Source organism: Chenggangzhangella methanolivorans (assembly GCF_042648545.1).
In the GTDB taxonomy this organism is placed as follows: Bacteria; Pseudomonadota; Alphaproteobacteria; order Rhizobiales; family Methylopilaceae; genus Methylopila; species Methylopila methanolivorans.
In genome coordinates this window covers 74,506-95,951 of the sequence record NZ_JBHRXS010000005.1, presented here as the reverse complement: position 1 = coordinate 95,951, position 21,446 = coordinate 74,506, and the positions used below count along the sequence as shown (strand labels likewise).

General features: G+C 70.6%; 20 protein-coding genes and 1 tRNA gene. 13 read left to right on the top strand and 8 right to left on the bottom strand.

All coding sequences use genetic code 11. The features are described 5' to 3' along the window. Window positions 1-192 precede the first annotated feature (192 nt). Window positions 193-1,149 carry a LysR family transcriptional regulator gene (locus tag ACFOWB_RS09750; protein WP_261405116.1) on the bottom strand — a complete coding sequence of 319 codons (957 nt, stop codon included), beginning with the start codon at window positions 1,147-1,149 and terminating at the stop codon, window positions 193-195. 105 nt (window positions 1,150-1,254) lie between these two features. Between ACFOWB_RS09750 and ACFOWB_RS09745 the strand changes: the two genes are divergently transcribed. Then, window positions 1,255-2,250, top strand: a complete 996-nt coding sequence (locus ACFOWB_RS09745; RefSeq protein WP_261405117.1) for an alpha/beta fold hydrolase — start codon at window positions 1,255-1,257, stop codon at window positions 2,248-2,250. A 63-nt stretch (window positions 2,251-2,313) separates the two neighbouring features. Here the strand turns inward: ACFOWB_RS09745 and ACFOWB_RS09740 are convergent, their stop codons facing one another. The 4 genes from ACFOWB_RS09740 to ACFOWB_RS09725 form a co-directional block, all read right to left on the bottom strand. Further along, window positions 2,314-3,258: a PDR/VanB family oxidoreductase gene (locus tag ACFOWB_RS09740; protein ID WP_378147013.1), complete on the bottom strand. Its 945-nt coding sequence runs from the start codon at window positions 3,256-3,258 to the stop codon at window positions 2,314-2,316. A gap of 4 nt (window positions 3,259-3,262) precedes the next feature. Next, the gene (locus ACFOWB_RS09735; RefSeq protein WP_378147317.1) at window positions 3,263-3,838 is read right to left on the bottom strand and encodes an MOSC domain-containing protein; all 576 of its coding nucleotides are present in this window, start codon (window positions 3,836-3,838) and stop codon (window positions 3,263-3,265) included. Window positions 3,839-3,984: 146 nt separating this feature from the next. After that, window positions 3,985-5,256, bottom strand: a complete 1,272-nt coding sequence (locus tag ACFOWB_RS09730) for an MFS transporter (RefSeq protein ID WP_378147315.1) — start codon at window positions 5,254-5,256, stop codon at window positions 3,985-3,987. A gap of 191 nt (window positions 5,257-5,447) precedes the next feature. After that, on the bottom strand, window positions 5,448-5,801 hold the full coding sequence (locus tag ACFOWB_RS09725; RefSeq protein ID WP_261405708.1) for a RidA family protein: 354 nt from the start codon (window positions 5,799-5,801) through the stop codon (window positions 5,448-5,450). A 69-nt stretch (window positions 5,802-5,870) separates the two neighbouring features. Between ACFOWB_RS09725 and ACFOWB_RS09720 the strand changes: the two genes are divergently transcribed. The 3 genes from ACFOWB_RS09720 (at window position 5,871) to ACFOWB_RS09710 (ending at window position 7,812) form a co-directional block, all read left to right on the top strand. Next, entirely contained in the window at window positions 5,871-6,119 is a 249-nt protein-coding gene (locus tag ACFOWB_RS09720) for a hypothetical protein (RefSeq protein ID WP_378147011.1), read from the top strand. Window positions 6,120-6,298: 179 nt separating this feature from the next. Next, window positions 6,299-6,871, top strand: a complete 573-nt coding sequence (locus tag ACFOWB_RS09715) for a helix-turn-helix domain-containing protein (RefSeq protein WP_378147009.1) — start codon at window positions 6,299-6,301, stop codon at window positions 6,869-6,871. A gap of 8 nt (window positions 6,872-6,879) precedes the next feature. Further along, window positions 6,880-7,812: a 2-hydroxyacid dehydrogenase gene (locus ACFOWB_RS09710; RefSeq protein ID WP_378147006.1), complete on the top strand. Its 933-nt coding sequence runs from the start codon at window positions 6,880-6,882 to the stop codon at window positions 7,810-7,812. A gap of 159 nt (window positions 7,813-7,971) precedes the next feature. On the opposite strand, the gene ACFOWB_RS09705 is transcribed toward ACFOWB_RS09710, so the two are convergent. Continuing rightward, complete coding sequence (locus ACFOWB_RS09705; protein ID WP_261405121.1) at window positions 7,972-8,256, bottom strand: hypothetical protein; 285 nt, start codon at window positions 8,254-8,256, stop codon at window positions 7,972-7,974. 245 nt (window positions 8,257-8,501) lie between these two features. Continuing rightward, window positions 8,502-9,395 carry a LysR family transcriptional regulator gene (locus ACFOWB_RS09700; RefSeq protein ID WP_378147004.1) on the bottom strand — a complete coding sequence of 298 codons (894 nt, stop codon included), beginning with the start codon at window positions 9,393-9,395 and terminating at the stop codon, window positions 8,502-8,504. Between the two features lie 151 nt (window positions 9,396-9,546). On the opposite strand from ACFOWB_RS09700, the gene ACFOWB_RS09695 reads away from it, so the two are divergent. The 9 genes from ACFOWB_RS09695 (at window position 9,547) to ACFOWB_RS09655 (ending at window position 18,488) form a co-directional block, all read left to right on the top strand. Next, entirely contained in the window at window positions 9,547-10,203 is a 657-nt protein-coding gene (locus ACFOWB_RS09695; protein WP_261405122.1) for a hydrolase, read from the top strand. 47 nt (window positions 10,204-10,250) lie between these two features. Further along, the gene (locus ACFOWB_RS09690) at window positions 10,251-11,633 is read left to right on the top strand and encodes an alginate export family protein (RefSeq protein WP_378147001.1); all 1,383 of its coding nucleotides are present in this window, start codon (window positions 10,251-10,253) and stop codon (window positions 11,631-11,633) included. A gap of 41 nt (window positions 11,634-11,674) precedes the next feature. Further along, on the top strand, window positions 11,675-12,736 hold the full coding sequence (locus ACFOWB_RS09685) for an LLM class flavin-dependent oxidoreductase (protein WP_261405124.1): 1,062 nt from the start codon (window positions 11,675-11,677) through the stop codon (window positions 12,734-12,736). Continuing rightward, the gene (locus ACFOWB_RS09680; protein WP_261405125.1) at window positions 12,733-13,626 is read left to right on the top strand and encodes a pirin family protein; all 894 of its coding nucleotides are present in this window, start codon (window positions 12,733-12,735) and stop codon (window positions 13,624-13,626) included. The genes ACFOWB_RS09685 and ACFOWB_RS09680 overlap by 4 nt, the downstream gene beginning before the upstream one ends. A gap of 49 nt (window positions 13,627-13,675) precedes the next feature. Continuing rightward, window positions 13,676-14,836, top strand: coding sequence for an alpha/beta hydrolase (locus ACFOWB_RS09675; RefSeq protein WP_261405126.1), 1,161 nt, complete (start codon window positions 13,676-13,678; stop codon window positions 14,834-14,836). Window positions 14,837-14,859: 23 nt separating this feature from the next. Next, window positions 14,860-15,846 carry a homoserine dehydrogenase gene (locus ACFOWB_RS09670; protein WP_378146998.1) on the top strand — a complete coding sequence of 329 codons (987 nt, stop codon included), beginning with the start codon at window positions 14,860-14,862 and terminating at the stop codon, window positions 15,844-15,846. A gap of 132 nt (window positions 15,847-15,978) precedes the next feature. Next, a tRNA-Arg gene (locus ACFOWB_RS09665) sits at window positions 15,979-16,055 on the top strand. 145 nt (window positions 16,056-16,200) lie between these two features. After that, the gene (locus ACFOWB_RS09660) at window positions 16,201-16,467 is read left to right on the top strand and encodes a hypothetical protein (protein ID WP_261405129.1); all 267 of its coding nucleotides are present in this window, start codon (window positions 16,201-16,203) and stop codon (window positions 16,465-16,467) included. Window positions 16,468-16,646: 179 nt separating this feature from the next. Next, complete coding sequence (locus tag ACFOWB_RS09655) at window positions 16,647-18,488, top strand: sulfotransferase (protein ID WP_378146994.1); 1,842 nt, start codon at window positions 16,647-16,649, stop codon at window positions 18,486-18,488. A 13-nt stretch (window positions 18,489-18,501) separates the two neighbouring features. Here the strand turns inward: ACFOWB_RS09655 and ACFOWB_RS09650 are convergent, their stop codons facing one another. Beyond that, window positions 18,502-21,342 (bottom strand): tetratricopeptide repeat protein, encoded by a 2,841-nt coding sequence (locus ACFOWB_RS09650; RefSeq protein WP_261405130.1) that lies wholly within the window; start codon window positions 21,340-21,342, stop codon window positions 18,502-18,504. Window positions 21,343-21,446: the final 104 nt, after the last annotated feature.

The window sequence follows — 21,446 nt, the reverse complement described above, 5'->3', positions numbered from 1 at the left end:
CTACCAACGAAATCATCGATTCAGAAAATATCCATGCGCCCGCGAGCGAACTCGGACGTCGCGGGATGACCGCCGACGCCGTCGCGCACGGACATGAACGCCACGGTCCGAGAGAACGCCGATACGGCGCGTGCGATCGAGGCCAGCGGCGGCTCGAGGCTTTAGGCGCGCCGCGTCGCCGGTCTCGACGCCTCACCCCGGAGCGAGGCCGACGTCTGCTTCGGCCGGCCGGCCGCCGATCCGTCGCGAAACGTTCGCCAGATCCTCGCGCAGCCTCGGCGTCGCGTGATCGATGAAGGCCCGCAGCGTCACGTTGCGGCGCGGCACGGGGTGGAACACCAGGCTTACAGGCGTCGGCTCGGGCTCGAACGCGTCGAGCAGGGTCATGAGCCGGCCGGCCGCGACATGTCCGGCCACCTGATAGGACAATGCGCTGCAGACGCCGCGCCCGCGCACCGCGGCGTCGATCGCCGCCCCGGCGGAGTTCAGCGCGAGGCGCGGCGTGATCGGCACGGAGAAGCGCTTGGCCCGGCGCGCAGCCGGGTCGACGAAGCGCCAGAGCGCGCCGGCGTCGCCCTCCTGCTCGCCGATGCAGGCGTGGCACGTAAGATCATGCGGCGTCGCCGGCGCGCCCGCCTGCGCGACATAATCCGGCGAGGCGCAGACGAGCTTGCGGACCTCGCCGAGCCGCGTCGCGACGATCCCCGAGTCCGGCAACGGCGCGAGCCGCACCGCCACGTCCAGCCCCTCCTCCACCAGATCGACCATCCGGTTGAGCAGCAAAGCGCGGGCGCGGGCGGCCGGGTGGGCGGCCAGAAAGCTTTCGATCACGGGCATGACGTGCAGGCGGCCGAACAGCTCGGGGGCCGTCACGCCGATCCGTCCGTCGACCGTCTCGCCGGCCCCGGCGTCGGCGGCTTCGAGCTCCGCCAGCACGCTCCGGTAGACGGGGAGCCGACGCTCGCCGGCCTCCGTCAGGCGCAGGCGGCGGGCGTTGCGGTGGATGAGCCTCTCGCCGAGCCGCTCTTCCAGCATCTGCAGGGCGCGCGTGACCTTGGCGGGCGACAGCGCGAGCTTGCGGGCGGCCGCCGCGAGCGATCCCTCGTCCACGGTCGAGACGAACATCGCCATCGCGTCGAGCCTGTCCATGATTGCAGATCCTGAAATGACAGAGTGCGATGATGGCGTCTTATACGATTTTCCGAAACGCATAGCTTCTCGTCGACACACACAGGCAAAGCGAGAGGCGACGCCATGACGACGAGCAGAAAAGGTTTCGAGCGGCGGTCCGTGATCGCCGGACTGGGTCTTGCAGGCATCGCGCTCTCCGGAGCCGCGGCCGCGCAGAAGACGGCGAGCGCCGACGCGGCTTCGGCGCCCGGAGGTGACGACGCAGCGTTGCGCTTCGGGACCAAACAGGTCGGAGACGTGACGGTGTTCTATCGCGAGGCCGGCCGCGCCGACGCGCCCGTTCTCCTGCTGCTGCACGGCTTTCCGACGGCCGGCCACATGTTCCGCGACCTGATGCCGTTGCTCGCCGACAAATACCGCGTCATCGCCCCGGACCTCGCCGGCTTCGGCAACACGGTCGCGCCGCCGCGCGCGTCCTTCGCCTACAGCTTCGACAAGCTCGCCGAGGTGACGGAGGGCTTCGTCGAGGCCATGGGGCTCACCCGCTACGCGCTCTACGTGTTCGACTACGGCGCGCCGACCGGCTTCCGGCTGGCGATGGCCCATCCCGAGCGCGTGACCGCGATCATCAGCCAGAACGGCAACGCCTATACGGAAGGCCTCAGCAAGGAATGGGAGCCCTGGCAGCGTTACTGGCGCGACCCGACGCCAGAGAACCGCGAGGCCTGCCGCGCGGCGCTGACCGACGAGGCGATCCGCTTCCAGTGGAGCCACGGCGCGCCGGAGGGCCGCGTCTCGCCCGACGGCATGACGCTCGACATGCACTACATGCGCCGCCCGGAGGCGCAGGAGATCCAGCTCGACCTGATCCTGAGCTACCGGAGCAATGTCGAGCTCTATCCCGCGTTCCAGGCTTACTTCCGCAAGCATCAGCCGCCGCTTCTGGCGGTGTGGGGCAAGAACGACGCCTTCTTCATCCCGCCCGGCGCCGAAGCCTACAGGCGCGACCTCCCGAAGGCGGAAGTCCACCTGCTCGACGCCGGCCACTTCGCGCTCGAGACCCATGCGGGCGAGATCGCGGCGAAGATCCGCGACTTCCTGCGGCGCAACGGGGTCTGACGGCGGACCAGACGAGACGGGCGCCCGGCGCGATGAGCGCGCGCCGGGCGTCGCGTTCAATCCTCAAAGGTCGAGCGTGACGGAGACCCGCGCGCGCGACACGCAGGGCGCGATCCTGTCCTGCCGGTCGGCTGTCGAGATGACGGCGTCGCGGTGGATCACCACGCCCTCCGTATAGCCGCAGACGCAGGAGCCGCAGACGCCGAGCTCGCAGGAGGACGGCATGATCTTGCCGTGCTCGCGCAGCACGTCGAGCAGGGAACGGTCGGCCGGCACGTGCAGCGTCGCGCCCGAGGAGGCGAGCGTCGCGTCGAACGGCTCCGGCTTGAAGTTCTCGTCGACCGGCGCCTGGAACGCCTCGGCGTGGATCGCGGTCTCGGGCCAGCCAAGCGCCAGCGCCGCGTCGCGCACGGCCTCGTAAAGCCGATGCGGGCCGCAGACATAGAGGGCAGCCCCTTGCGAATAGGGCCCGACCGACGCCGCATCGAAGCGGGCGCCCTCGCCCGAGAACCATGTCGACAGCCGGTCGCCGCAGGCCTCGGACAGTTCGGTGAGCAGCGGGGCCTCGGCGGCCGTCCGAGCGCAGAAATGGACCGCGATTTCGGCTCCATCGGCCCTGAGCCGCCGCGCCATGGCGAGACCGGGCGTCACGCCGATGCCGCCGAGCACGAAGAGGTGGCGGGAGGCGTCGCGGATCGGGAAGTTGTTGCGCGGCGCGGAGACATGGGCGATCGCGCCCTCGACCAGCGCCTCATGCGCCCAGCGCGAGGCGCCGCGGCCCGCGTCCTCGCGCTTGATCGCGATCTCGTAGGTTCGAAGATCCTGCGGGTCGCCGCAGAGCGAATATTGCCGGATCTTTCCGTCGGGCAACCTCAGGTCGACATGCGCGCCCGGCTCCCAGGCCGGCAATTGGGGGCGGCTCGGGTGGACGAGCGTCAGATGCAGGACGTCCGCGGTCGCAAGCCGTGCGGCAGCGACCCGGAGCTTCATGATGATGCGGGCGGTCATGGCGTCAGGCGTCGTCCAGCAGTTCGATCTCGTCGCCAGGCCGGATCACGCCGCCGCGCTCGATCCCGGCGTTGAGGCCGGAGCGGTTGTAGAGCGGCAGATAGACCGGAAGTCCCAGCAGCTCCTCGAGATACTTGCAGGGGAAGTTGAGACGCCCTCCCCTCATGATCACCTCGCCGACCCGGAACCGACGGCCGACCAGATGGTTGAGCGGCACGCCGCGGACGGTCAGGTTGCGCCGGTGATCGCCGGGCGCGAGCGCGATGGAGCCGCCCTGCAGCGGCGGATCGTTGCGCGAGAGCGCGTCGAGAGCCTCCTGCTCGATCAGCGTGACCTCGCGCGCGTCGGGCTTGGGCGAATAGGTGCCGGTCCCAAGATAATAGCGGTCGCCCACGATGCCGCGGCCCGCGACGCACTGCGCCTCCTCGAGCTCCTCCATCTCGTAGCTTGCGGCGGGCGCGACATGAATGTTGAGCAGCACGCCCCGGAAGCCGGTCGCGCCGCCCGGAACGTTGCGGGCGGCCGAGCCCTGCGCATGCTCGAAGGCCTCGACCATCTTCGGGCCCGGCTTCTCGGCCATTGCTTCGCCGAGGCCGTCCTGACGTCGTTCGTCGTCTCTCATGGGTCGTCTCCCTGGCGGCCGTCACGTCGCCGCTTCGAACCGAAAGGCCATGCGGCGCCCGGAGCAAGCTCCGGACGCCGCGTTCGTCCGGCGCGTTCCGCGCCTCAGTCGATCTTCTTGCCGGCGGTCTCGGGCGCGGCCAGCGTCGCGGTCAGCGTGATCAGCGCGAGGACGATCAGGTAGACCGAGATCGGCCAGGTGGCTCCGCTCCAGGCCAGCAGCGCGGCCGCGATCATCGGGGTGAAGCCCCCGCTCAGCGCCGCGCCCACCTGGAAGCCGAGCGAGGCCCCGGTGTAGCGCAGCCGGGCGTCGAAGAGTTCCGACATCCAGGCGGCGCCGATCGCGAACATGACGCCCTGACCGAGGCTCAGCGCGACCGCGACCGTGATGGTGATCGTCGTCGGATCGCCCGTGTTCAGCAGGCTGAACATCGGGAACGCGAAGCCGATCGAGAACAGGCAGGCGAGGATAAACATCGCGCGCCGCCCGTAGCGGTCGGCGAGCATGCCGAACAGCGGCAGCGTGAAGAGCTCGATGATCGCGGCGATCAGGATGCCGTTCAGGATCACGCTGCGCGGCAGGCCGAGCTTGGCGGTCACGTAGGAGATCGAGAACACCGTGACGATGCTGACATAGGCGATCTCCGAGACCTTGAGGCCGACCGCCGTTGCGAAGGTCCGCGTGTGCTGGGTCAGGATCTCGACGACCGGCATCTTGGCCACGACGTTCTGCTCCTTCACCTTCTTGAACGCGGGCGTCTCGTGCAGGCGCAGGCGGATGAAGAGGCCGACGACCACCAGCAGGGCGCTGGCGAGGAACGGGATGCGCCAGCCCCAGGCGAGGAAGTCGGCCTCCGACATGAGCCCCGTCATCCGGAACGCGCCGATCGAGGCGATGACGCCGAGCGGGTAGCCGAGCTGGACCAGCGCGCCGTAGAAGCCGCGCTTCCTGTCCGGCACGCTCTCCACCACCATCAGCACCGCGCCGCCCCATTCGCCGCCGATGCCCAGCCCCTGCACGAGGCGCAGCACGACGAGCAGGATCGGAGCCCAGACGCCGATCTGGTCGTAGGTCGGCAGACAGCCGATCAGGAAGGTGCCGACGCCCATGATCAGAAGCGTCAGAGACAGCATGGCCTTGCGGCCGAGCTTGTCGCCGAAATGGCCGAAGATGACGCCGCCGAGCGGGCGCGCGGCGAAGCCCACGGCGTAGGAGCCGAAGGCCGCGATCGTGCCGACCATCGGGTCGAAGCTCGGGAAGAACAGCTTGTTGAAGACGAGCGCGGCCGCCGTCCCGTAGATCAGGAAGTCGTACCATTCGACGGTCGTGCCGATGACGCTCGACCAGACGATCTTGCGCCGTTCCGCGTCCGGCATTTTTTCGCCCGCAGGGACCGCGGCCGCATCGGAGACTTCCACCGCAATTGTCATCGTGAACCCCCGCTGTGGGTGTGGAGACGTCGTTCGGACTGCTTCAGGCTCCGGTCCGCGCGAGGCCGCACGGGGCCGGCGCCGCCCGGCCATGCGGCCGGGAGGTCGAAGTCGCGCATGCGGCGCGGATTGAGGGATCAGGCGTCCGGCAGCGCCGCGACGCAGCCGATCTCGACCCGGATCGCGGGATCGGCGAGACGGCTTTCGACGCAGGCGCGGGCGGGCGCTGCGCCCGCGGGCGCCCAAGCGTCCCAGACCGTGTTGAAGGCTGCGAAGTCGCCGATCGCGGGAAGCCAGACCATCGCGCTCAGGATGCGGCTTTTGTCGGTTCCGGCCTCGGCGAGGATCGCGTCGATCTTGGCGAGCACCTGGGCCGCCTGCTCGACGACGCCGACGCCGAGATCGTCAGGCGCCTGACCGGAAACGTAGACGAGACCGCCATGGACCGTCGCGGCGGACAGGCGCGGTCCGCTCCCGATGCGCCGGATCACGGGAGAGACCTCCGGCCAGCGGGGAAGGCTCGCGCGGCATGAAGCCTGCTTGATGGAGCCGTTGCGGTCATGGCGGCCGGGACCGGAACGGGGCCGCCGCAGGAAGAGAACAAGCGCGCCATGCTGCTTTTCCTTGGATCCGCGACCCGCCATCGCCGGCCGCCCAAGGATCGAAACATGTTTACTCACAGAAATCAAAAGCCGATTTTTGTGGCAGGGCTCGCGACCGCTCACCCGTTAGGCGCCACATGCGGCGAAAGCGCCAGGCGTGCTGTGTTTGGCTTCATTCTTGGCGAAACGCCCGATTTCGGCGCCTGAAATATTTGCACCTCGCGGCTGCCGGCTTTATGATTTCCAACATTAAACTCACGCCGAACGGCCATCGGAATGTTTTCGCGCCCCGTCAGCCGCGAGTCGCCAAACCGACGCTCATCGGCCATGACGGTCGGAACCGCCTGTCGCGCCGCGTCGGCTGATCTGGGCGAACGGAGGACGCAGTGCTCGATACGGCGAAGGGCGATCGCCTTGGCCCCAATCTGCGCGCGCTGCGTCAGGAGCGGGGGCTCACCCTCGACCGGCTCGCAAGCCTCAGCGATCTCACCCGCGGCTATCTCTCGCTCGTCGAGCGGGGCCTGAAGACGCCCTCGATCACCGCGCTGATCCGCGTCGCGGGCGCGCTCGAGGTCAACATCGCCCAGCTGTTCGACCTCAACGCGGTGCCGAACGTCCGATACACGCTGCAGCGGGCGCGCGATCAGCGCGCGCCCAAGCGCGCCTTCGGGCTGACGCCGCTCGCGCCGGGCCGCGCCGCCAAGATGATGGAGCCTTTCATCATGCGCCCCACGTCGTCGCCGGGCGCGATCGGGGGCCCGCGCTGGGCGCATGGCGGCGAAGAGATGCTGTTCGTGGTCTCCGGACGGATCGCCGTGAAGCTCGGCGGCGAGGAACTCGAGCTGGACAAGGGCGACTGCCTCTATTTTTCCGGCGAAGAGCGCCACGAGGTGCGCAGCCTCGGCGACGAGCAGGCCGAAGTGCTGGTCGTGATCGCGTCCGACCGGACGCCGGCCTAGCGCCCGGGATGGCGTCGTCGCCGGTCCTTCTGCTCACGTCGCTGTCGGCCGACGATGAGGCCGCGTGGCTCCACGCCCTCCGGTCGGCGATGCCCGACGAGGTCGTCGAGACGGACCCGGATCGGCCGGCCGTCGAGATCGCGATCGTGGCCAACCCGCCGCCCGGCGGCCTGCGCGGCCTCCCGGCGCTGAAATGGGTCCACAGCCTCTGGGCCGGCGTCGACGGGCTGCTGAAGGATCCAACCGTTCCGGATGTGCCCGTCCTGCGCCTCGTCGACCCCACGATGGCGCAGGCCATGGCCGAAACGGTCGCCGCGGCCGTGCTGGGCCTGCATCGCGAGTTCGACGTCTATGGCGCGCAGCAACGCGCCGGACTCTGGTCCGCGCGCCCGTTCCGGTTCGCGCGCGACCGCGCCGTCACGATCCTCGGGCTCGGCGAGATGGGGCGCGCCTCCGCCGCCCTGCTCAAGGCTGTCGGCTTCGACGTTCGGGGCTGGAGCCGCTCGGGCGCGACGATCGAGGGCGTGCGGACATTCGCCGGGGCCGACGGTTTCCTGCAGGCCGTCCGGGGCGCGGAGATCCTCGTCAATCTCCTGCCCCTGACGCCCGAGACCGAGGGCGTGCTCTGCGCGAAGACGTTCGAGGCGCTGGCCGGGGGCGCCTGCGTCGTGAATTTCGGTCGCGGCGGGCACGTCGCGGAGAGCGATCTCGTCGACGCGCTCAACTCGGGCCGCTTGCGCCACGCCGTGCTCGACGTGTTCCGAACAGAGCCTCCGCCGGCCGGGCATCCGTTCTGGAGCCATCCCGGCGTGACGATCCTTCCGCACGTCGCAGCGCCGACCGACATGTCGTCGGCGTCCGCGGTGGTCGCAGTCGCTGTCGCGACATACCGGATGACCGGCGTCGCGCCCGAAGGGCTCGACCGTCGCCGCGGATATTGAGCGATCGGGATCGGACGGCCCCCTTCGTCCGCGCCCTGAAGCGGAGGGCGCAAGACGCTCGCTCGAACCCCGACGTCTCGGACGATAGGCGGCGGATCCGACGATCGGTCCGCCGCCCTGTCGAAGGCGCGTCGAGGGCAGCGAAGGCGACGCGACCCGTCAGCCGTCGTTGTTGTTGCCGGTCCAGCTCTGGCGGGCGTTGGAGTCGAGGGAGCGGTTCTCGAAATCGCCGCCGATGCCGACGTCGAGATCGCGCCGCAACTCCACCGGCATGACCTCGCCGTCGCTCTTGATCGACTGGGCCGAGGACGAGCCGGCGCGGACGTTGCTGGCTGAATCCACGCTTGCGCCGTAGCCGAGCGTGGTCGCGGACTGCGCCATGGCGCCGGTGGCGGCGGCGAGCGAGATGACGGCGGCGGCGCCGATGGTCGTGAAGCAGGTCATTTGGATCTCCGTTGCATCGCCCGGCGCCTCGCCGCGGCGGGACGTCTTGGTTTCGACTTCCGGATGCTCAACGCGGCGGTTGAAACCGGAGATTTGTTCCTTCAGAGCCTCACAGTTTTGACGTCCAAGACACAGTCGCGCCGGCGTGACGCCGGCCTCGGGGCGGCTCGCAAGCGTCGCGGACCTGGGCGCGCCCCTCGATGATCCCGAACGAGACGCTCACCGGAGCGTCTTGTTCGCCAGAGTCATCGGACGGGCGCGGCGAGATATGGCGGCTCCCCGAACATCTCGATCAGCAGCTCGGTCAACACCCGCACCTTCCGCGCCGGATGCAGGCCGGGCGGGCGGACGACATAGACGCCCGCTGCCGGCGGCGGGTGGCGCGTCATGACCGGCACGAGCGCGCCCGACGTCACATGTTCGTCGGTGAGGCAGTCGGGAAGCGCGGCGACCCCGAGCCCCGCCACCGCCGCCTCGAGGAGGGCGAGGCCATTGTCCGCCTTGAAACGCCCCCGCGGCTGGACCGCGACGACGGCGTCGCCGTCCGTCACGTTCCAGGGCTCGGTCCCCTGCATCAGCGCCTCATGGGCGACGAGCTCCTCCGGCGTCTCGGGCGATCCGTGGGCCGCGATATAGGCCGGGCTCGCGACGAACTTTCCGAACATCGGCCCGACGCGCCGCGCCACGAGGTTGGAGTCCTGCAGGTAGCCGACGCGGATGGCGCAATCGAAGCCTTCCCCGATCAGGTCGACGAAGCGGTCGGTGTAGGACGTGGCGACGTGGAGCTGCGGATGCCGCAGCGCCATGGCCGCGAGCGCCGGGGCGAAATGCGTCGGGCCAAAGGAGAGCGGCGCCGAGATCCTTAGCCGGCCGCGCAGCTCGCCTTCCGGCAGGATCGTCTCCTTCGCGAGATCGATCTCCGCGCAGACCCTGGCGGCGTGATCGCGGAACATCGCCCCCGCCTCGGTCAACGCCGCTCCGCGGGTAGTCCTCGCGAGCAGTTGAACGCCGAGGTCCTCCTCGAGCCGGGCGAGGCGTCGGCTGACGATCGATTTCGAGACGCCGAGCCGCCGCGCCGCGGTCGTCACGCCCCCGGCGTCCGCGACTTCGACGAACGTCCTCAGCTCTTCGATGTCCACTTTGGCGTTCCCCGTTGCGCAACACAGTTCGTCGCGAGACAGCGCTACCGCATCGAAACTGGAACTGACAGGGTGACGGTCAAGGCGATGCCGCACCCGGCGCAGTCGTCTCGGCCATCGATCCCAGTCAAATCAGGAAAAGGGCGCACTCGTGACATTTCGCAACGGACTTTCTTCGCTTCTTCGTCCGGAAGATTCTGTCGTCGTCCTGATCGATCACCAGCCTTATCAGCTCGCGAACCTGAACAGCCACGATCCGCAGATGGTGATCAACAACACGGCGGCGCTGGCGAAGGCCGCGAAGGCGTTCGACGTGCCCGTCATCCTGACGAGCGTCATCGCGGCCCAGGGCGGCAAGATCTTTCCGCAGGTCACCGACGTGTTCCCGGGCCAGGAGGTGATCGACCGCACCTTCATCAACACCTGGGAGGACCAGGTCGTGGTCGACGCCGTCAAGGCGACGGGCCGCAAGCAGCTGATCATCGCAGGCCTCTGGACGGAGATCTGCGTCGCGATGCCCGCGATCCAGGCGGCCGGCGAAGGCTGGGACACCACCGTCGTCACCGACGCTTCCGGCGGCGTGTCGGTCGAGGCGCACCAGGTCGCCGTCCAGCGCATGATCGCGGCGGGCGTCAACATGATGACGTGGCTCGCCGTCTCCGCGGAATGGCAGCGCGACTGGGCGCGGACAGAGAAGCTCCCTGCGCTGATCGAGGTGATGAAGGCCCACGCCGGGGCGAGCGGCATCGCCTACCTCTGGGAGACGCAGCTTCTCAACACGCCGGTTCCGTCGCACGCGACGCGCTGATCCGGGCGGGGATGGCGGGGTCTTTCAGCCGCAAATGGAGCGTCGCCTTGTCGGCGGCGCTCTTCGGCGCGGCCCCCGTCGCCTCGCACGCAGAGATCTCCACCGACATCGAACGCGCGCCGACGCTTACCATCGAGCGGCACGGCGAGGACTGGTCCTACCTCGCCGATCCGGACCGGCGGACGGGCCACTGGACCGAGCCATTCAAATACATTCCCCTGAACGCCGACGACTCGCTCTATCTGACGACAGGCGTCGAGACCCGCATGCGTCTCGAGGGCTACGAGGGCTCCTTCTGGGGCTCGGCGCCGGACGATGCTTACGTCTGGAGTCGGCTGATGCCCTACGCCGACCTCCACGCCGGCCCGGTCCGGGTCTTCGCCCAGCCGATCCTCTCGTCGATTTCCGGCTCCGATCACCAGTGGACCCCGGTCGACACGACCGGAGCCGACATGCTGCAGGCCTTCGTCGGAGGCGAGATCGCGGTGGCGGACCGCGCCTCGCTTCGGCTGTCCGCGGGGCGCAAGCTGGTGTCGCTCGGCGCGGGGCGCTTCATCGACACGCGCTACGGTCCGAACGTCCTTCAGTCCTTCGAGGGCGGCGACGCGACGCTGACGGGCGAGACAGCCCAAGTGACGGCGCTCCATCTTCAGCCGGTCGACACATTGCGGGGCGATTTCGACGACCGCAGGTCGCGCCAGAAGAAGGTCTGGGGCCTCTACGTCACGCGGTGGCTGACGCCGGACCGGGCAACGGGTTTCGACGTCTACTATCTCGGCTTCCGCGACCGCGAGGCGGTCTTCGACCAGGGGGCCGGCCGGCAGCTGATCCACACTTTCGGCGGCAGGCTCTTTGGCGACGCGGGCGCCTATTACTGGAATTTCGAAGGCGCGGTTCAGCGCGGCTCCTTCGCGGGCGGACGGGTGGCGGCGTGGGGCGTCGGCGGCGAGGTCGGCCGCCGGTTTCGCGAGACGCTGCTCGAGCCTGAACTCGCGCTCACGGTCGACGTCGTCTCGGGCGACGACGACCCGGACGACTCCAGGCTCGGCACGCTCAATCCGTTGTTTCCCCGCGGCAAGTACTTCGCCTCGCAGTCGCCGGTCGGACCCCGGAACCTGATCCACCTGCAGCCCTCCGTCACGGTCCATCCCCACACGCAAGTCGCGGCGTCGCTGCGGGGCGCGGCCTACTGGCGCCAGAACGTCAATGACGGGGTCTATGCGATACCCGGAACGCTGGTGCGCAGCGGCCGCGACAGCGACGCGCGCTTCATCGGCAAGCAGGCGGAGTTCGCCGTGGCGTGGCGGGCGAGCGCCGAGCTCACCTTGTCGGCCTCGGTCGGCGTCTTCGTCCCCGGGTCTTTCGTCCAAGACACAGGGCCGGCGCGGACCATAAAGATGACCAGCGCCATGGCGAATTTCCGGTTCTGACCCCCCGTCGCCGGGCGTTACGAGAGTTGAGGGACCTTCGCATGGACATCGGCGTCGACAGTTTCGCGGCCATCCTCCCCGACCCCGCCACCGGGCGGCTGCCGTCGGCCACCGACCGGATGGCCGATCTTCTCGAGGAGATCGAGGTCGCCGACAGGGTCGGGCTCGACGTGTTCGGCGTCGGGGAACACCATCGCGCCGAATTCCTGGACTCCGCGCCCGCCGTCATCCTCGCCGCCGCCGCGGCCCGCACCGAACGGATCCGCCTGGCGAGCGCCGTCACGGTGCTGAGCGCCGCAGATCCCGTGCGGGTGTTCCAGGAGTTCGCGACGCTCGACCTCATCTCCAAGGGGCGCGCCGAGCTCGTCGTCGGCCGCGGCTCGTTCGGCGAGGCCTTCCCGCTGTTCGGCCTCGACACGCGCGCCTATGACGATCTGTTCGCCGAAAAGCTCGACCTGTTCCTGAAGCTCGGCGAGACCGCCAATCTTCGCTGGGAAGGCCGCCACCGCCCGGCGCTCGCCGGCCAGGGCGTCTATCCCCGCCCCCACCAGGAGCGGCTGCCGGTCTGGATCGGCGTCGGCGGCTCGCCGCAATCCTTCGCCCGCGCCGGCGCGCTCGGCCTTCCGCTGATGGTCGCCATCATCGGCGGCGCGTTCGACCGCTTTCGGCTGCTCGTCGACCTCTACCGCGACACCGGGCTCCAGGCCGGGCACGATCCGCAGACGCTGAAGGTCGGCGTCCACGCGATGGGCTTCGTCGGCGAGACCGACAAGGCGGCGAGGGACGCGTTTTTCCCCGGCTGGGCGCATCTCACCGGGACCATCGGCCGCGAGCGCGGCTGGCCGCCGCCGTCGCGCCAACAGTTCGACGCCATGGCGAGCCCTGAGGGCGCGTTCCTCATCGGGTCGCCCGAGACGGTCGCGGTCAAGATGCTGCGCGCCAGCGAAACGCTCGGCGGCCTCTCGCGCATCACCTTCCAGATGAGCACAGCGTCTCTCGAAACGGCGGCGATGAAGCGCTCGATCGAACTTTTGGGGACCGAAGTCGCGCCGATCGTCCGGACGGCCCAGGTTCAGGCGACAGCCAAGGAGACGACGGCATGATCGAGATGATCATCGAGCAGCGGCGCCGCAGCCTCGGCGGCGGCATGGAGGTCGGGCGGGTGCTGCCCTTCGCCAAGCGCCGCATGGTCGGCCCCTTCATCTTCTTCGACCATATGGGACCGATGGACCTCGCGCCCGGGATCGGCCGCGACGTCGACGTCCGCCCGCACCCGCATATCGGGCTCTCGACCGTCACCTACCTGTTCTCCGGCGAGGTCATGCACCGCGACAGCCTGGGCACCGAGCAGGCGATCCGGCCGCAGGAGGTCAACTGGATGACGGCCGGGCGCGGCATCACCCACAGCGAGCGGCTCGAACACGCCCGAGCCCACGGCGACCGTCTGCACGGGATCCAGGCCTGGGTCGCGCTCCCGACGGAAATGGAGGAGATCGCGCCGTCGTTCTCGCATCACGCGGGAAAAGACCTGCCGCAATGGAGCGACGCCGGCGTGCACGGCCAGCTCATCGCCGGAAGCGCCTATGGCCTTGTCGCCGGCGCCGCGACCCATTCGCCGCTGTTCTACGCCCATCTCGACATGGAGCCGGGCGCGACCGCCGAGATCCCGTTCGGCCACACGGAGCGCGCGCTCTATGTCGCGACCGGCGCGGTGGAGTTCGACGGCGCCCGCTACGAGGCCGGCAAGATGCTGGTGCTCGGCGCCGCGGCCTCGCGCGTGAAGGCCCTGGAGCGCTCCGCCGTGATGGTGCTGGGCGGCGAACCCTTGGGCGAGCGCTTCATCTACTGGAACTTCGTCTCCTCCTCGAAGGACCGGCTCGCGCAGGCCGCCTCCGACTGGAAGGCGGGCCGCATGAAGCTGCCGGACGCCGACGACGCGGAGTTCATTCCGCTGCCGGACCAGCCGGCCCCGCCCGCGCCGGCCATGTCGTGAGCCTCGGGGCGGCGCTTTCCATCATCGCGTGACGGAGGAACGACGGCTCATGACGACGACGCGCGCCGCGCCGCAACGCCCTGGCCTCGGCGTCGTCCTGCTGCTTGCGCTTGCGCTTTGCGGCTGCGCGCAGCGCCCGGGCCTCACGGTTCTGGATCCGGTGACGGCGACCCCCGGGGCGAAGCTCGTCTCCATCTATGTCGCCACCACCAGGTCCGTCGACGGCGACGACGCTCCGCGTCCGACGAACGCGATCGCCGTCGCTCCAAGCTATCTCCGCTACGTGGTCTCGATCCCGCCGACCCACAGGCCGGCGCAGATCGAATGGCCGTCCGGGGCGCCGGACCCGACGAAGGACTTCGCGGTCGTCTCCTCCGAGCGTCTTGAGGAGGACCAGATGGTCGCCGAGCTCGGCGCGGCGGCGGCGCGCGGCGACGTCATGGACAGGGAGGTCCACGTCTTCGTCCACGGCTTCAACAACAGTTTTCAGGAATCGCTGTTCCGCATGGCGCAGCTTGTCGCCGACGCCGACGTCGGGCGCGCGGCCGTCCTGTTCTCCTGGCCGTCGAAAGCGGCGGTGACCGGCTATCTCGCGGACAAGGAGGCCGTGACCTTCTCGCGCGACGCCCTCGCCCATGTCCTCGCGCGGCTCGCCGCCGAGCGCAGGATCCGCGACGTGCGGCTCGTCGCGCACAGCATGGGATCATGGCTCGCCATGGAGTCCGTCCGCCAGATCCGGATCGCGCGGAATGCGGGCGCGATCGCCAAGCTCGACGTCGCTCTCGCGGCCCCCGACATCGACTCGGAGGTGTTTCTCCAGCAGCTGCGCGTCGTCGGACGCCTGCGCGCGCCCATCACAGTGCTCGTCTCCAAGGACGATCAGGCGCTGTCGCTCTCGAGGCTTCTCGCGGGCGGCCAGTTCCGGGCCGGCGCGGCCGACGTCGACGACCCCCGCGTGCTCGCCGAGGCGCGCAACGCCAACGTTCGCGCGATCGACATCTCCGTGCTCGGCACGCGGTCCGGTGCCGGGCATGACGGGTTCGCGGCCTATGCGGCGATCTACGGCCGTTTGCAGAAGACGGGCGACGATCGACTCGCCGCAGGGGTCGGGCCGGGCGTCTACGTCCTCGACTCCGTCGGCCGGGTGCGTCCCGTGGACGCCCGCATCGCGCAGGCCGCAGGCGAGCCGGACGCCCGGTCGCTGCGTTGACCGTCGATCGGCATGGGGGCCGCATGAGACGCTGGAACATCGCCGTCACAGGCTTCGGCGGGGTCGGCCGGGCGGTCGCGGAGCAGCTCGCCAACCGCCGCGCCCGCTACGCCGCACGTTACGGCGCGGACGTGCGGCTGACGGGCCTTCGCCGGTCGAAATCGGCGGCGGTCGATCCTGACGGCCTCGGGCGAGGCGACTGGGACAGGAGCGCGCCGCCGCCCGAGGACTTTCTCGACGCCGCGCAGGCCCACGTGCTGATCGAGGCCGGCCCGTCGGACTTCCGCACCGGCGGGCCGGGGCTCGGCTATATGAGGGCCGCGCTGTCGTCCGGCAGGCATGTGATCGCGGTGTCGAAAGGCGCGCTCGTCCATGACGGCCCGGGCCTGAGGGAGCTCGCGGCCCGCCACGGCGTCCGGCTCAAGATCAGCGGCGCCGCCGCGGCGGCCCTTCCGACCATCGACCTCATCGAGCACGATCTCGCGGGCTGCGAGATCGTCTCGATCGAGGGAATCCTCAACGCCACCAGCAACCATCTGCTGACCGAGATGATGGAGCGCGACGTCACGCTTGGGGAGGCGCTCGCCGCGGCGCAGGGGGCCGGTTTCGCCGAGGCCGATCCGAGCCTCGACGTCGACGGCTGGGACGCCGCCTCGAAGCTTCTGATCCTGCTCAACTTCGGACTGGGCGCATCGCTCACGATGACCGATCTCTCCGTCGGCGGCGTCGGGCATGTCGAGCTGGACGACGTTCGCCGCTGGCGGGACGCCGGGCTGTCGCCGAGGCTCGTCGCCCATGCGAGGCGGGCAAGCGACGGTCTCGCCGCCGGCGTCGAGCTCCGCACCTATCCGGCGAGCGACCTGTTCGCGCTGGCGCGGGGCAAGACCAAGGCGATCCGCATCGCGACCGACGCGGTGGGCGAACTGGTGGTCAGCAGCTGCGCCTCGGAGCCGGCGGCGACGGCCGCCGCCGCGCTCAAGGACCTCGAGCACATCCTCGCGACCGGCTGAGCCGGCCGAGGACGTTCGAGCCCCGTGGCTGACGCGCGCCGACGGCGCGACGCAAGCCCGCTGCGATCGCGAACGCGCTGATCTCGCGATTGCCCCGCCATCGCGCATCGGCTAGGTTCCGCCGCGTCGCCAGCACCCGTAGCTCAGCTGGATAGAGCGCTGCCCTCCGAAGGCAGAGGTCAGAGGTTCGAATCCTCTCGGGTGCGCCACGTCTCCACATCCCGGCGAAACTTCGTGCGGCGCTCGAAAGCGCAGCCGCTTTCGCGTCGGAAGACGAATGGCCGGCGCGCGCGATCGATCCACCTCCATCGGGGGCTGCGGCGACGGTCGCCGGAAGCCGAACGGGAGGACAGGATGAGCGATCGAACCCATGCGAACGGCCCTCTGGTCAACCAGAACGTCGTTTTCGTCCTGGAGAGCGCGGAAAGCGGAGCGCCGAGCGAAAGCCGGGGATTCATCACCCATGTCGGACTGTCCGAGGTCACCGCCTCGTTCCCGACCACAACCGGCCCGTTCACCGCGACCTTCGCGCATGAATGGCTCAGGCCGGCCGAAAGCCCGGACGAGTGGCTGGTCACGGCGCGCCTGGCCCCGGTCGATCGGCCGTCACGGCCAGCCTAGCAGGTTCGGCGGCGCGGCAGGTCTGGCGGGATGGCCTTCACAGGCGTCGGGCGGCGGTCTTCGCCGCCGTCGAGCGGCCCGTAAACCGTGACCCGAGAGGCCCTGGGCGGGCGCTAGGCCTCAAGAGGCCAATGGGATACCTTCCGCGCGCTCCGTACGCCCAGTTGGCTTGGCAGTCCATGCAATCAGAAGATTTCGCGACGTCCCTTTGCCCGTGCGGCAGCGGTCTGAAGCCCGCCAAATGCTGCGAATTGAACGTGTGGACCGCGGGTCCGCCCTCCGCCGCGGCCCGGTCTGCCGACGGTCCTGCGGCGCAGGGCGTCAAGGCGTTCAAGCAAGGCGACTATCCCGTGGCCGCCAGGCTCGCGGTCGAGGCGCTCGAACGGTCCCCGTTCGATCCCGTGGCGCTCAAGGCGCTCGCCGGCGTCCGCGAGCTTGAAGGGCGCGCCGGAGCCGCAATCACCCTGCTCCGCCGCGCCGCCCATTTCGACACCAGCGACTATGCGACGACCGTCAAGCTCGTCCAGATGGCGATCGCGAGGGGCGGGGCCGAGGCCGCCGAGCCGCATGCGCGGCAGGCGGTGCGGCTCTCGCCCACGAACCCGCAGGCCCATTACCTGATGGGCATGACGATGACCCAGCTCGGCCGCCATGCGCTCGCCGCGCACCACAATCGCCGGGCGCTCGAGCTGTCGCCCCGGCGCGAGCCGCTGATCCTGACCAACCTCGCCACCAACCTGCTCGAGACCGGCGAGATCGAGACCGCAAGGGAGCTGTTCCGGGAGGCCGACGCGGCCCAGCCGAACGATCGGCGCACGCTGCTCGCCTGGGCGCGGCTCGAGGAGATCGACCGCAAGTTCGACGACGCCGAAACGCTGCTCGACCGCGTGGACCAGATCGCGCGGAACAATCCGCAGGCGACGCTGCGCCGCGCGACGGTGCTCGGCCGCCGCGGGCGCGTGGACGAGGCCGTGAAGCTGCTGGACGAGCGCGCGAGCGCCGGGGCGCGCCAGCTCGGACCGCAGGAGCTCTTGGAGCGCGGCCGCCTGAAGGACCGGCTCGGCCTGCACGACGAGGCCTGGGCGGATTTTTCAGCCGGGAAGGCGCGCGCGCTGGAGCTCGGCGCCGGAGCCTATGACGAGGCGGCCGCAAACAGGCTGACCAGCAACCTGAAGACCTATTTCACGCGCGAGCGCCTCGCGGTCCTGCCGCGCGCCGAAGACCGGCGGGACGGGCCGCAACCCATCTTCATCCTCGGCTTCCCGCGCTCGGGAACGACGCTCGTCGAGCAGACGCTCTCGTCGAGCGACGCGATCTCGGCCGGCGACGAACTGCCATTCGTCGGCCAGATCGCCGCGATCAGCCCGCGTCTGCTCAGCAGCCCCTGGGAATACCCCGGCTCGCTGTCGGACCTGCTACTCGGCGACCGCCGGGAGGGCCTCGACGACCTCCGGAACTTCTATCTCGCGAGCGCGCGGCGCATGGGCGTCGCGCGCGACGACACGCCGTTCTTCACCGACAAGATGCCGCTGAACGAGACCCATCTCGGCCTCATCGCGCTGATGTTCCCGCGCGCGCCTCTGGTCCATGTCGTGCGCCATCCGCTCGACGTGATGGTGTCGGCCATGTCGAACTTCTTCACCCACGGCTTCGGCTGCGGCAGGGACCTCGAGAGCGCCGCCAAGCACCTGCTGATGACGGCGGATCTCGTCGAGCACTACCGCGGCGTCGCCGACCTCAACTATCTCGAGCTGCGCTACGAGGACATCGTCGACGACCAGGAGGCGACGGTGCGCCGCCTGTTCGACTTCGTGGGCGTTCCGTTCGATCCGAAGGCGCTCGAATTCGAGGCCAACGAGCGCTATGCGCGCACGGCGAGCTACGCGCAGGTGAAGGAGCCGCTCTATCGGCGCTCGCGCCACCGGCACCAGAACTACCTGCGCCACCTCGCGCCGGCCCAGAAGATCCTCGCGCCGCTGATCGAGCGTCTCGGCTACGAGGTCGAGCCGCTGGCGGCCTGAGACGGGCCGCGGCTCAGGCCTTCTGCCAGTTCCGCGCGTCGCTCTTGTAGGACTTCGCCGCCCCCGCCCGCACCGTGCGGCGGAAGGCGTCGAGCGGCGCGACGTGGACGTTCGCCGGCAGCCGCAGGTCGGGCTCGGCGACGATCGCGCGCGCGATCACGCGCGTTACGAGGCCGGGGCCGGTGGCGAGCCAGATCGACTCGCCCGCCCCCAAGAGCACGTTCTCGGTCGCCTCCTCCAGCAGCCTGGCGACCAGCGGATGGCCGGCGGCGGCGGCGATGAAGTTGTTGCCGAGCGAGCCGAGGCGCTCCTGGTAGAGCACGAGCTCCGCGCCGTCGGGGACAAGGCTCGTCAGCGGCCGCTCGCAGGCGTCGTCGGCGTCGAGATAGGCGCCGCCGAACTCGTGGAGCGCGGCGTAGCGGAACAGGTCCGCGCGCATCGCGACATGCGGGGCCGCCTCATAGGCCCGGATCACGCGCCAGTCCGACAGCGAGCCGAGAAAGCGCCGCGCGGCCGCGTCGTTCCACCGCCGGCTGATCCGGTCGGCGTTGGCGGCGCGCGCCTCGGCCATGCAGCGCTCGACGTCGGCCGGCGCCTCGGCTCCGTCCCAGAACTGGTGCAGCAGCTTCGGCGGACCGCCGCGGTCGCTCGCCTCGGCGCGGAAGCCGAGCCGGCCGGAGCGCGCGCAGGCGACGATCAGTCCGAGCGCGGGGCCGAAGGCGTTCGGATCGCGGCGCACCTGCTCGGCGGCGGCCGCCGCCAGCGCCTCGTCGCCCTCGCCGGCCCGCGCGTCGAGCTCGCCGAGCGCCTCGCCCGAAAGGCGCAGCTCGTTCACCACCTGCCCGGTCAGGCTCCTGAGGCGCCCGCCGCCGCTCGTCGCCGCCCCGCCGTCCACCGCCTCGCGCGGCGTCTTCCTCAGCGCGGCCCAGGCGGCGGCCGGGCGCATCGCGCCGATGTTCGCCCAAGCCAGCCCCTCGGCGGCCGTCCGGTTGGCGGGCGCGGCGGTCAGGATGGATTCGGCCTGCTCCTGCGCGCCGGCGTAATCCATCGTCATCAGCGCGAGGTTGAGCTCGAACAGGTCGCGGCCGAGCCGCTCGCGGGCGTCGTCCTCGGCGAAGCCGTCCATCCGGCCGCGCGCCTCCTCCCACCGCCCGAGCGTGAGCAGCAGATTGGCCTGCGTCACCTTCAGTCTCGGCGTGTCGGGATCGGGCGCGGCCGCGAGCGTGGAGAGCGCCTGCTCGTAGCGGCCGAGACGCGTCAGCGCGCGCACATATCGAAGCCGCCGCTTCTCGCTCTGCGGCGCGGCCGCGACCTCGGCGGCCAGGATGGAGGCCGCGCCCTCGAGATCGCCGGCCGCCGAGGCGACGCCGGCCCGGACCTCGGCGAGGCCCTCATAGGACGGGCGCGACGCGGCGAGGCGCTGGAGTTCGGCGGCGGCCTCGTCGACGCGGCCTGCGCCCGCAAGCAGCAGCGCGCGTTCGCCGACGAGCTCCGCGGCGTCCGGCGTGGCCGCAAGCCCGTCCTCGACGGCCGCGAGCGCCTCGACGGTCCGCAACAGACGAGCGAGCGCCCTCGCCCAGCGCACGCGCTTCGACGCGTCCGCGGGATCGGCCGTGACGGCGGCGCGCGTCGCAGCCTCGATCTGAACGAGATCCCCGGAGGCGCCGGCGAGGTCGGCGCGCATCCTCGCAAGCTCTGGCAGCTCGACGCCGGAGCCCTCCAGGCGGTCGAGCTCGGCCCGCGCCTCGTCGAGCCGGCCAAGCGTCACGAGCAGCGAGACGCGCGTCGCCGAGAGCTGGATCTGGTCCGGATCACGGCGCAGGCCCTCGTCGACGGCGGCGAGCGCCTCGAGCGGGCGCGACAGGCGCACGAGCGCGCGCGCCCAGCGCCGCCGCCGCTCGGCGTCCCGCGGCTCGTCGGCTGCGTCGGCGCGCAGGATCGCTTCGGCCGCCGCCGGATCGCCGGCGGCCTCCAGAACCTCGGCCCGCAGGGCCGGCAGGCGCCGGTCGCGCCCGCTCAGCGCCGCGAAGCGGTCGAGCTCGGCCTGCGCGTCCGAGGCCCGGCCGAGACGGCACAGCAGCCGGACGTGGTCGGGAAACAGCTTCGTCGGCGCCGCGCGCTGGGCGCGGCCAAGCGCTTCGAGCGCCTCCTCTTCCCGCGACAGGCGCATCAACGCCCGCGCCCAGCGACGGAGCCCCCCGGCGTCGTCTGGACGCGCGGCGCAGTCGGCGGCGTAGATCGTCTCGGCGGCGGCGTGGTCGCCGTCGGCCTCGGCGAGGGCGCCTCGCAGTTCGGGAAGCCTCGGATCGTCGTCACGGACGACGGCCGCGAAGGCCTCCGTCGCCGTCCGCGCCTCGTCGATCCGGCCGAGACGCCGCAGCAGCGCGACGCGCTCGAACAGCAGCTTCGGCTCGGAGGGCGCGCGCGCCAGCGCCTCGTCGACGATCGCCGCCGCCTCTTCGGTCCGCGACGCCTTGGCGAGCGTGCGGACCCAGCGCTTCAGCCAGTTGAGGTCGTCGGGGCGACGCCCGGCCTCGGCGCGGAAGAACGCCTCGGCGGCGACCGGGTCGTTGCGCGCGTCGGCGAGCGCGCCGCGCAATTCGGCGAGCCGCTCCTGCGCCGGGTCGAGCGCCGCCAGCCGTTCGACCGCCGCGCCGGCGTCGTCGATCCGCCCCAGCCCGAGCAGGAGGGCGGCCTGCTCGGCGACGAGATCGAGGGCTTCCGGATCGGCGCGGAGGCTTGTTTCAAGACAGGCGAGCGCGTCTTCGAAACGACCTTCCCGGCGCAGCTTGCGCGCCTGCTTCAGGCGCTTCGACCCGGAGGGGTGCTCGATGCTTCGCGTGATGTCGGTCATGAGCGCGCCATCGGCAGGTCAGGCGGCGATTGGCCGGATCTCGCCGGCGGCGTCCGCGATCGAGGCGCCGGAGCGAGAGAAAACGAACTGGCCTTCCACGCCGC

Coding starts and splice junctions, on each gene's coding strand:
- ACFOWB_RS09750 (WP_261405116.1), bottom strand. CDS start 1,149: ATGGACAGGCTCGACGCGATGGCGATGTTCGTCTCGACCGTGGACGAG.
- ACFOWB_RS09745 (WP_261405117.1), top strand. CDS start 1,255: ATGACGACGAGCAGAAAAGGTTTCGAGCGGCGGTCCGTGATCGCCGGA.
- ACFOWB_RS09740 (WP_378147013.1), bottom strand. CDS start 3,258: ATGACCGCCCGCATCATCATGAAGCTCCGGGTCGCTGCCGCACGGCTT.
- ACFOWB_RS09735 (WP_378147317.1), bottom strand. CDS start 3,838: ATGGCCGAGAAGCCGGGCCCGAAGATGGTCGAGGCCTTCGAGCATGCG.
- ACFOWB_RS09730 (WP_378147315.1), bottom strand. CDS start 5,256: ATGCCGGACGCGGAACGGCGCAAGATCGTCTGGTCGAGCGTCATCGGC.
- ACFOWB_RS09720 (WP_378147011.1), top strand. CDS start 5,871: ATGGCGGCCGGGACCGGAACGGGGCCGCCGCAGGAAGAGAACAAGCGC.
- ACFOWB_RS09710 (WP_378147006.1), top strand. CDS start 6,880: ATGGCGTCGTCGCCGGTCCTTCTGCTCACGTCGCTGTCGGCCGACGAT.
- ACFOWB_RS09705 (WP_261405121.1), bottom strand. CDS start 8,256: ATGACCTGCTTCACGACCATCGGCGCCGCCGCCGTCATCTCGCTCGCC.
- ACFOWB_RS09685 (WP_261405124.1), top strand. CDS start 11,675: ATGGACATCGGCGTCGACAGTTTCGCGGCCATCCTCCCCGACCCCGCC.
- ACFOWB_RS09680 (WP_261405125.1), top strand. CDS start 12,733: ATGATCGAGATGATCATCGAGCAGCGGCGCCGCAGCCTCGGCGGCGGC.
- ACFOWB_RS09675 (WP_261405126.1), top strand. CDS start 13,676: ATGACGACGACGCGCGCCGCGCCGCAACGCCCTGGCCTCGGCGTCGTC.
- ACFOWB_RS09670 (WP_378146998.1), top strand. CDS start 14,860: ATGAGACGCTGGAACATCGCCGTCACAGGCTTCGGCGGGGTCGGCCGG.
- ACFOWB_RS09660 (WP_261405129.1), top strand. CDS start 16,201: ATGAGCGATCGAACCCATGCGAACGGCCCTCTGGTCAACCAGAACGTC.
- ACFOWB_RS09655 (WP_378146994.1), top strand. CDS start 16,647: ATGCAATCAGAAGATTTCGCGACGTCCCTTTGCCCGTGCGGCAGCGGT.
- ACFOWB_RS09650 (WP_261405130.1), bottom strand. CDS start 21,342: ATGACCGACATCACGCGAAGCATCGAGCACCCCTCCGGGTCGAAGCGC.